Genomic DNA, 8,648 nt, shown 5'->3' with positions numbered 1-8,648 from the left:
TCCAGCAATGGCCGGATCACCTCGAACTGCTCGCGCTTGATGTCGCTGGGGTAGCCTTTTCTCACCCAGCGAGCTTCTCACATCAAGAGGGCGAGACTTTGAACACGTTCTAAGCCATCAGGATGTACCCGCAATATGGCATCAAATGCAACAGGGTCAACACCAATCGACTCCGAATGGATCGAAGGAATAACACGGTAGGGAGCGCGTCTCGCGTGTGCGCTCTCTCGATAAAGCTCTGAACTGAACGCCAACTCAGCCTCCGCCCTACCCCAAACTGCAACTGTTGTTTCCTTCAATGCCATTATCAACCTCTGCAGCCCACCGATTTCCCATCAGAATCATAATTGGCTCTTGGCGAGCCGATTCGCTGGACGGGCCCGGCGAGCAGTTCGTTCTAGGAGAATTTGCTCTTGCGCATCAGTGGTCTCCTTGGGGCTAGTTTGCCCGGAGACATCTAAGAATGCCTGGATCAAGTTTACGGGCAGGCGACATCGGCTCCAAAGTTGCGAAACTGCTATGCACCAACATTATCAAAATAGTTCTAGTTGATCGCCACAACTGCACTATCGGCCCCAAATATCAACATAACCGACTTCAGCGCTATTGCACCCCACAACACTCCGCCAGACATCATTGAAACCCAATAGAGAAACTTCTCCGCAGGTTGCAATCGCGATGGTGCTTTGATCTTGTCCTGAAGCGATGTCGGCATTGGCTCCGCAGTGCCACCGCGCGCTTTCCCAATCTCGCTTTTATCAAATCGCAGAACACGACCGGTGCGCGTACCTGCAATTGTTAACATTACCAAAGGCCAGAAAATTGCCGTCCAGAGGGGAGTAAGCACCCACATCCAACGACGGGACGCTTCAGAGCGTTCATCCCAACGCGGGACACCAATCCAGCCGTTAAAGAAACCGTAGCGGTATGCGTCCCAGAACTTAGGGCGGACACCTGGAATCAGGTGTATATCGGGCAAGTTTTCCCAATCACCCTCCATATAGCTCGCAAAGAACTCATATGTGGCCAAGCAATCGTATAAACCCAGTGCGTTCTGCAACAAAATTTGCCGGCGGGCACTGCGTCCGTCTTCAGTAGGCTCAATTAAATGAACATTACAGGACGTTGATGCGCCCACAGAACTTACGCTCGTCACAGGTTCAATGTAGGGTCTAAGACGTTCCCAATCGGCCTCAACACGAGCACTGCCCTGCAACTGAACAACCTTACGTTCTTTACGAAGCGCTAATAGCGGAAAGCCAACCACCTGCCGCCTCAACGATTTGATGACTGCAACATTTCCAGCACCAAAGAGGATAAACCCCAGCACGCAAACCGTCGTTATAAACCAGTCTCCGTTCCCCTCTCCAATAATCGCCAAGCAGATCCAATTACCAAAGAACAACATCGTTATCGAAAGCAAGACCACCAGGAGAATATGAAATCCATTAGCCGCACCACTTGCTGTCCCTGCAGGACTCAATATCGCAAAATTTTCATTAATCTCTAGGACTAGATCAAAAGACCTACCGTACCGCCCCTTTAATGGCAGCGGATACATCGCGCTCCGCCCCTTAACAGACATCCATCCTTTTCCGCCGATTTCAACCCGCTCCGCTGGCCGAGCCAGTTTGCGTTCCTCCGAAATCATACAGAATCCGCCGCAGTAATCATCTTCCTCAGTCCGTCTGGAGCTGGAACAATAAAATCAGGCCGGTCGTCAATCTCTGGCATATACTTAATATTAATGGCAACTACAGACAACATATCACGAGAATACCCAACCATCCATCTCACCCCACCTTTTTGCGTAATGGTATATGTCGGAGATGTAGTCGGCGCACTTAAGCCGGTAGCATTTACAAACTTCCCAGCAGACATCTGACTTGGATCATTCATTCCAGCTCCAGACCTGTCTGATATTTTTCTATTCTCCGAAACGGTGTAAACAGCTCCGTCCTTCATACGGAAAGAGAGCCCGTAAACAAGCCCCCCCAGCCCATCAGACAAATCCGGAATGTCCACCTCGACAACAATTGTACCGAAGCCAAATTTACCTTTCCGCCATTGCATGCGCAGCTCCATCGGTATCTCAAACAACCGTTCAAATGCCAATAACTCATCGCTCGAACTACCGAATGCCGGATTAGTTCCGAGACAACTCGAACGCAGCCAAGTTTGCAGCGGATTATCTCGCCAGCTCTCACCGATGAAAATCGAAGCGACACCTAAAACCGCAAGGCCCAAAGCCAGCGCACCCCAAGCAAAAGGCCCCAATCCCAGAACAAGTCCAGCGCTGGATAATGCTGCCGCGCCCCCTCCCACGGCAGCCACTCCGCTCACAGTCAGGAATGCGCCTCCAATGAAAGTGGCACGCCCGGAGTCAACATCTCCAGCCTCGGAACGGTTGTAGCCTTCTACCATCGTGACGATTCCACCAACCACACCGGACACCCCACCAACTAGCCCGCCAATTCCCGCAATTCGCGCCGGAGTTAGCGCCAAAATCAACCTCTTGTCTGCAGACGCACCGGACAGCAAATAGCCCGCCGCGATCACCTCAATGAAGGCCCCTGCAACTCCGAGAGTCGAGCTCATCACTTTCGCCCAAGTCTCAGCATCTGGCTTCTTTTCCAGATCCTTATAAGACGCGACGAGTGCCGTCATCTGGATAGCACCTATCCAAGCAGAGAAAGCACCATTTGCGCCACCATTCCTCGCAACCTTCATTGCACCGCTTAACCAGTTTCCGGATGGCGCGCGCTGCAACGACCGGAGAGCTGCCGGAACAACTACAGCGTCTGCAGCGCCCAGCGAACCCAGGCGAGCACGATTCCTCGCAGATGCCGCGGCAATCCTTGCGTTCTCCGCTTCCGCCTGCCTGAACGCTTCGAATTCAGCACTCATCTCTTCAAGGCCTTGCTCCATAGCAACTGCCAGCGTACTTCTCTGTGGCCCAGGACCGTTCTTCAGTCGCTTGGCTTCTGCCTTCCGATCACGCCGCGCTTCTTGACGGCGTTGCTGTCTGCTTGCTTCTCGCGCCCCTTCAGCAGACATCATTGCGACGTCCGGGGGATTTCCAAATCGAATACGCAGCAGTGGGATCTTCTTTCGCCCGGCCTCCCCAAGCTCGCTGGCGTAATCCCCCAATTTCACCTTGGCAACGCGCCGCCCCTCTGTGTCAATGAATATCTGATTTCGATTTTCAATTGATGTACCCCAGGCCACCTCGTTGTTCTCTCGAACGAGCGATGCCAACGTCTTTTCTTCGTAGAATGGCAATGCGGTAGTACGGTGCCAAACCGCTCCCAATAAAACGAATACTCTAAGCTCGCCAAACGCTTTTCCGGCAGCTTTACCAACCAGAGCTTGCAGAGAGAGCGTCAACTGCATTATTGCTTCGCTAAGGGGAAGTGTTGCCCTGAACAGCGGGTCCACGCCCTTGAGATACCCAGCAGCCCCTGGCGCGAAAGCCAGCGAATCGCGGTTTGAGAGATTCAGGGCAGCAGCCATCTTTTCGTGAGCATTTATCCATTCATCAACAACGCCGTACGCAGACTTAAAACTGCCCAAGACGTCGGAACCCTGATTCTCGGACAAAAAAGACAAAAGATCCTTCTGCCCAGCCAAGAGCGCGCGATACCATAGATTTCTGGATACATCCTTAGCCATCAACTCCTGTGCGAGGTTCGCCCCCTGCTCTGTGGCGTCCAGGCCACAAAGAATAGTGCTCAGCTGACTCACCATATCTACAGTGCTGCGCACATCTTTGCTGTCAAAGTCACATTCTGTAGCCGTCTCAAAATTGGTGGATTTGCACCACCTCTGAACATCATCAACCAGTATCAGGTGCTTTCCGCGCAGCGTGCCCATTTCACTCTTGTAGTTTCTTTCGAAGTCCGCGATGCGGGATGCGTCCAACTTATCCTTGTAATTAAGCTCCCAGTCACCACTTTCTTCCAGCTTACCGCGAGCATCTTTGCTTTTAACCCAGCTCTTCCCAAGCTCATCGACGAGCGCTTTGACCTTGCGTTCCCTTGCATACTTGGCGTCAATCGCATCAATTCTCAGCTTAGTTATTTTCTCGAGATGGCGAATCTCTTGAGCAATCCCAATAGGATCATCCAAGTAAACCGCCACCCCCCCCAACCCGCCGGAACAGGCGCCCTTGACTCGCTTTCCGATCGCAACGGGGCTGTCCTTCAAGTTCACCGGAGGTGTAACGCTGTACTCGAATGGCTCGATTTTTCCCGAAAACTCAGGAACTTTCGACTTTAGATTGGAGCCATCAAGCTTAATTCCCAGCGCCTTATCTGTCGCACTCTCATCTTTCGCCATAGCCAGTAGCGCTGGGACGTCATGCATCTGAAAGCGCACGCCCATAAGTGCAACCGTTCTTTCGCACTCATCTCTGGGCGCCTGCCCTTTCAGTATAAGCGATCGAAATTCGTCAAGCTTATTCGGTGTATATAGAGTGCTCGCGTAAGAAAGCCATATTTTCTTGGCATTCTCTGGGCGGTCCACACTGAACATCGAAGATCGCGTTAGATGATCGCCACGACCACATTGGTACTCCTCGATCCTTGGGCTTGTCTTAGCTGGAAATTCCCAAAGTGAGCCGTCACGACCGACAAAAAAAACTCTCCATGTACCTCCATCACGCTCGTCAAGCACATGTAGATAGCCACCACTGAGTGGCCTAAGCAGAAGTTCACCGGCCATTTTGTCAAAGCTTGTTTTTGACAAATCCGCTCTTGTGCCGTAATCCGAACGACCATCCCAATATGCGTAGGAGAACCTCAGCGGCAAAATAGGAAAACCGCGCTTATCACAACGTTGGCAGTCACCGAAAGCACCAGCATTCGAATTTGTATTGCGCGCCGCATTGGCAATCTGTGCACCATCAGCCATAACGAAGTCCTTGTCGTTCTTTCAATCCAAGCTGCCAGTCGCCAGCCGATATTCCCTTCCATACATCTGCATCAGCGTGCGCGGCTGCATCTGCGTACGGCCGCTTCATCTCGCGTGCATCATTCAGCCAGACTGAAACAATCGGATGTAACTCGATACGCTCATGAACCAAGCATCGATGCAGAATGAAGGCCACACAATCCGCTTGCTGATGCGGCTGCAATCCAACTGCTGCAGCAACACGGGCGGCATCGTAGATCCTCTCGATCTCGACGATATCATCGGTAAGCGATGGCCACGTATTGATCACAGCGTTTATTGTCTTTAGCCAATCAAGACGTTCCAAAGAGGACTCTTCAGGATAGCGAATGCTCTCCGTCTCGCTGACGGGCAGCTTCTGAAGCCTCCCTGACGCATCCAGAAAAGACCAAGAGGTAGGACCTGAGATGCAGAACTCTTTACTGACAAAGGATACCAAGTGCTGGGAGACTCTTGGGTCATAGAACCTGAAAAGCCAAGTCCTGACTCCAACCGACTGCAACATTTGCTTTGACATTCGGGACTGCAAATATCCCACCTCAAGATCACTACCAATCCAGGCACACACCGGGTAAGGAGCCTGAGGGTCCGATAGCTGTGACCAAGCTATTTCGAAAGTCCAATCAAAGATTCCACCAACTTCGTTGTTCAATGGGACCAAGAACGGACAAGCATCCTTCGGCAAATTCAGTTTCCGAGGTGCCACAAGAACCTCGCTATAACTATCGCCAACCTTCGTGTACGACCTATCCCAAGGCACACCCGACGTTGGATCAACAAATAAATAGCTATGCTTAGCCTTGAACAATCGCTCACGAAGGGATGTTAACGCGTCCCACTTCAAACCTTCATCGTCAGAGAGGGACCTAGAGAGCGACACGTCCAGCCCCTCCTCTGGTTGCATCCTTGAACTTTTCGAGGCACCCACTGAAAGGTGCCTGCTTTGACTCGACCGCAGCATCCACCGCCTGGGGCCCCACCCAATCCCTCTGGCTAGCCTTGAACTCAACCTTCCCCGGCGCGCCCAGTTCGATGTTGTCGCCTTCAATCCGAATGTAAGCACCGGCCGCCGTAGCCAGCAGATGCTTGCTCGACGCCGCCATTTCAATATTGGCTTCGGTGCTGGCAATGCGGACATTGGTCTTCGCAGCGATCGTGGCCTGGTTCTTGTGCGCGCGTGCGCTTACCTTGCCTTGTGCTGCGTGCAGGGCGATGCCGCGCTCCTGATTGGGGCTGTCTTTCCTGCCCTCGCTGCCCACCGTGTAGAGCACCAGACCTTGTGCGACTGCCAGGCTCAGCGAGCCCTGCGTCATCCAGTTCAATGCGACACCGCTGCTCAGCAAGATGTGGGTACCGCTTACCCATGCTTGATCGGCCGGGGTCAGGCTCATCACGCCGGCTACGCCGCTGCCGAGTAGTACGGGCGCGCTCCAGCCAGGCGCTTCGCCATCGCCGCCATTGATGCTGCCGGCACTGCTGCCGCTATGCGTTGCTTTCAGCTGTTCCTGCAGTTCGGTCAGGGTTTGATCGATGGGCAGCTCGGCTGGATCTTTGGGCAGCTGCGCAGTCTGATCAGTTGCGGAGTCGGCAAGACTTTTGAGCAGGTCGTGGCCTTGCTGCAACTGTGCGATGGCTTGTGGTGCAGCCATTTGCGGCGTGCCTTCCTCTGTTGTCAGCAGAAGGCCGCGACCGGCACGCAGGCTGCCGTGTGCTTGGGTTGAAAGCTCGACGCCGAAACCCCGTTCGCCTTCGCGCACGTTGTCGTCGCCGCCTTTCAGGTGGCCGAGGGTCAAGGTGGTGTCGTGCTGCGTTGTCGACAGCTGGGCGCGGCCCTGCCCCGGCGTGTCGTCGAAGCGTAGCTGCTGGTAGCCGCCGGTGCCGCTTTGGCTTTCTGCCAGCGCCTGGCTCTTGAAGCCGGTATACACGGCGGCGTGGTCATTGCCTTCGAACCATGCGGCGGCATTGCCAGTGGCGTTGGCGCCACCGCTGTTCAACTTGTTGTGCTGTGCGTCCTGTTGGCCGCGGCCGTTATAGAGCGCGCCAACAATCACGGGGCGGTCGATATCGCCTTCCAGGAACGCGACCAATACTTCCTGGCCGCGCCGCGGCAGCACTACGCCACCCCAGTTGTCGCCGGCCCACGGGGTCATGACGCGCACCCATGTCCAGGCGTTACCGCTGGCGGGCGCGTTGTCGTCGCCGGCCGGGTGCGCCAAGCCGTTGCTGGCATTGCCGCCTCGCTGCCACGGGAACTGCACTTTGATGCGGTGGTCGCGGTCAGACAGCAAGGGATCGCCATCACTGACCACAACTGCACTCAAGGTGCCGGTCACGCTGGGGCGCGGGTGCAGGTGTACGCCATGCCCATCTTCGGTCTGCGGGCGGTAGATGACCTCGGCCGGAATCACCGCGAACTGGTTGTCGTAGAAACCTGTGTTGATGTCATTACGACCTGCACCATTACGGATGCCCGCCAATGCCGTTGGCAGCTCCAGTGCGCGCTGGTTGATCGGGCCAAGCGTCTGCTCGAGTGCATCGAATACATCAGCATCCAGGTTATTGCGGGCCTGGTGTCGCACCGAGATACAGAGGAATGCAGCGTCCTCGGCCACCTGCGGGTGCTGTGACAAAGCGAGCTTGGCGCCCGGCGCAAGTGCGCGCCACTGGCCGCCGCCTTCAATCAGGTGCGAGCGCACGCGCAGTGCATCCAGATGCTGTTGCGCGCGACGTTGCCCGCGCGCATTGTCCTGCCAGCCATAAGGCCCGCTGGTGTCCTGGTCAACCACACCGAGGTCGGCACCCTGCTCTGCTTCGGCGCTTGCCTGGCGACGCTCAAGGCTGCGGTAATCCCAGGTTGCCCGCTCCACCTTCGGCGTGCACCAACTGCGGGCTTCCTGCCACTGCTGGATGGCATCGCTGCGTTCGCTTTCATTGCTGCGATGGAAGCGAACGCTGCCGAGATCGGTAACGTCATGCGCGTGATCGGCCAATACCAGAGTGTGCTTGCCGAGAGCCGCTGCTTCCGGGTCGCCTTCATGCTCGAACCAATAGAAGATGCCCTCTTCCGCCAGCAGCCGCTGTACGAACGCCAGATCGCTCTCCTGGTACTGGGTGGTCAGGCTGCGCTTGGCGTATTGGCTGGCATCGTTAAGCACCCAGCGCCACTCGGGCGCCAAGCCGCAGTAGTCGGCAAAGATGTCTTCGATGATCTCGACCACGGTCTTGTCGTGGAATACGTAGCTGTCCACGCGCTGCGACAGAAATGCCAACCATGGTTGCAAGCGCAGGCGATAACGGGCGAGGCCGCCATTGCTACCAATCCGTTCGGCGGCGGTGATGCGTCCGTGCAACGGTCGATGATTGCCGTCGGCCTGCTGCAGCTGGAGCAAGGCAGGCTTGCCGATCAGCGGCTGCAATTGCAGGCCGGCATCAACGGATAGCGCGGTGATCGTCCATTGAAAGCCGATACCGTCGATCTGCTCGACGCCATCCAGGGTCTCCGCAACCAGCACGTCGCCGCCCAGCGCGGTATGCAGCCGCAGGAAGCGCTGTGTCTGTGCGGGCCCGGCCAGGGCTGCCAATACGTTGTTTACCAAATCCATGGTGTTGATCTGCCTTCATGGGCTGTAGTGCGCACTACGGCCCGGACTGAAAACTGCTGGATGCATCTGTTTGTTGCCATCCATTCCGGTGCCCGC

Annotated in this window: 4 protein-coding genes; all 4 read right to left on the bottom strand. The window is 55.5% G+C overall.

Features of this window, described 5'->3' with window-relative positions; genetic code table 11:
- Nucleotides 1–544: 544 nt before the first annotated feature.
- From ACVOLI_RS05440 to ACVOLI_RS05425, 4 genes are read right to left on the bottom strand one after another with little or no spacing between them, the layout of a single operon-like run.
- On the bottom strand, nucleotides 545–1,651 hold the full coding sequence (locus ACVOLI_RS05440; protein ID WP_481533821.1) for a hypothetical protein: 1,107 nt from the start codon (nucleotides 1,649–1,651) through the stop codon (nucleotides 545–547).
- A complete protein-coding gene (locus ACVOLI_RS05435; RefSeq protein WP_481533820.1) occupies nucleotides 1,648–4,911 on the bottom strand; it encodes a toxin VasX in 3,264 nt (1,087 codons plus the stop codon). The genes ACVOLI_RS05440 and ACVOLI_RS05435 overlap by 4 nt, the downstream gene beginning before the upstream one ends.
- On the bottom strand, nucleotides 4,904–5,854 hold the full coding sequence (locus ACVOLI_RS05430; RefSeq protein WP_481533819.1) for a DUF4123 domain-containing protein: 951 nt from the start codon (nucleotides 5,852–5,854) through the stop codon (nucleotides 4,904–4,906). The genes ACVOLI_RS05435 and ACVOLI_RS05430 overlap by 8 nt, the downstream gene beginning before the upstream one ends.
- Nucleotides 5,817–8,552 (bottom strand): type VI secretion system Vgr family protein, encoded by a 2,736-nt coding sequence (locus tag ACVOLI_RS05425; RefSeq protein ID WP_481533818.1) that lies wholly within the window; start codon nucleotides 8,550–8,552, stop codon nucleotides 5,817–5,819. Before ACVOLI_RS05425 ends, ACVOLI_RS05430 begins: the two co-directional genes overlap by 38 nt.
- Between the last annotated feature and the right edge of the window lie 96 nt (nucleotides 8,553–8,648).

The organism is Stenotrophomonas sp. STEN029 (assembly GCF_056760015.1).
Note: the sequence above shows the minus strand (reverse complement) of the source record. Positions and strands in the feature narration are given on the sequence as shown.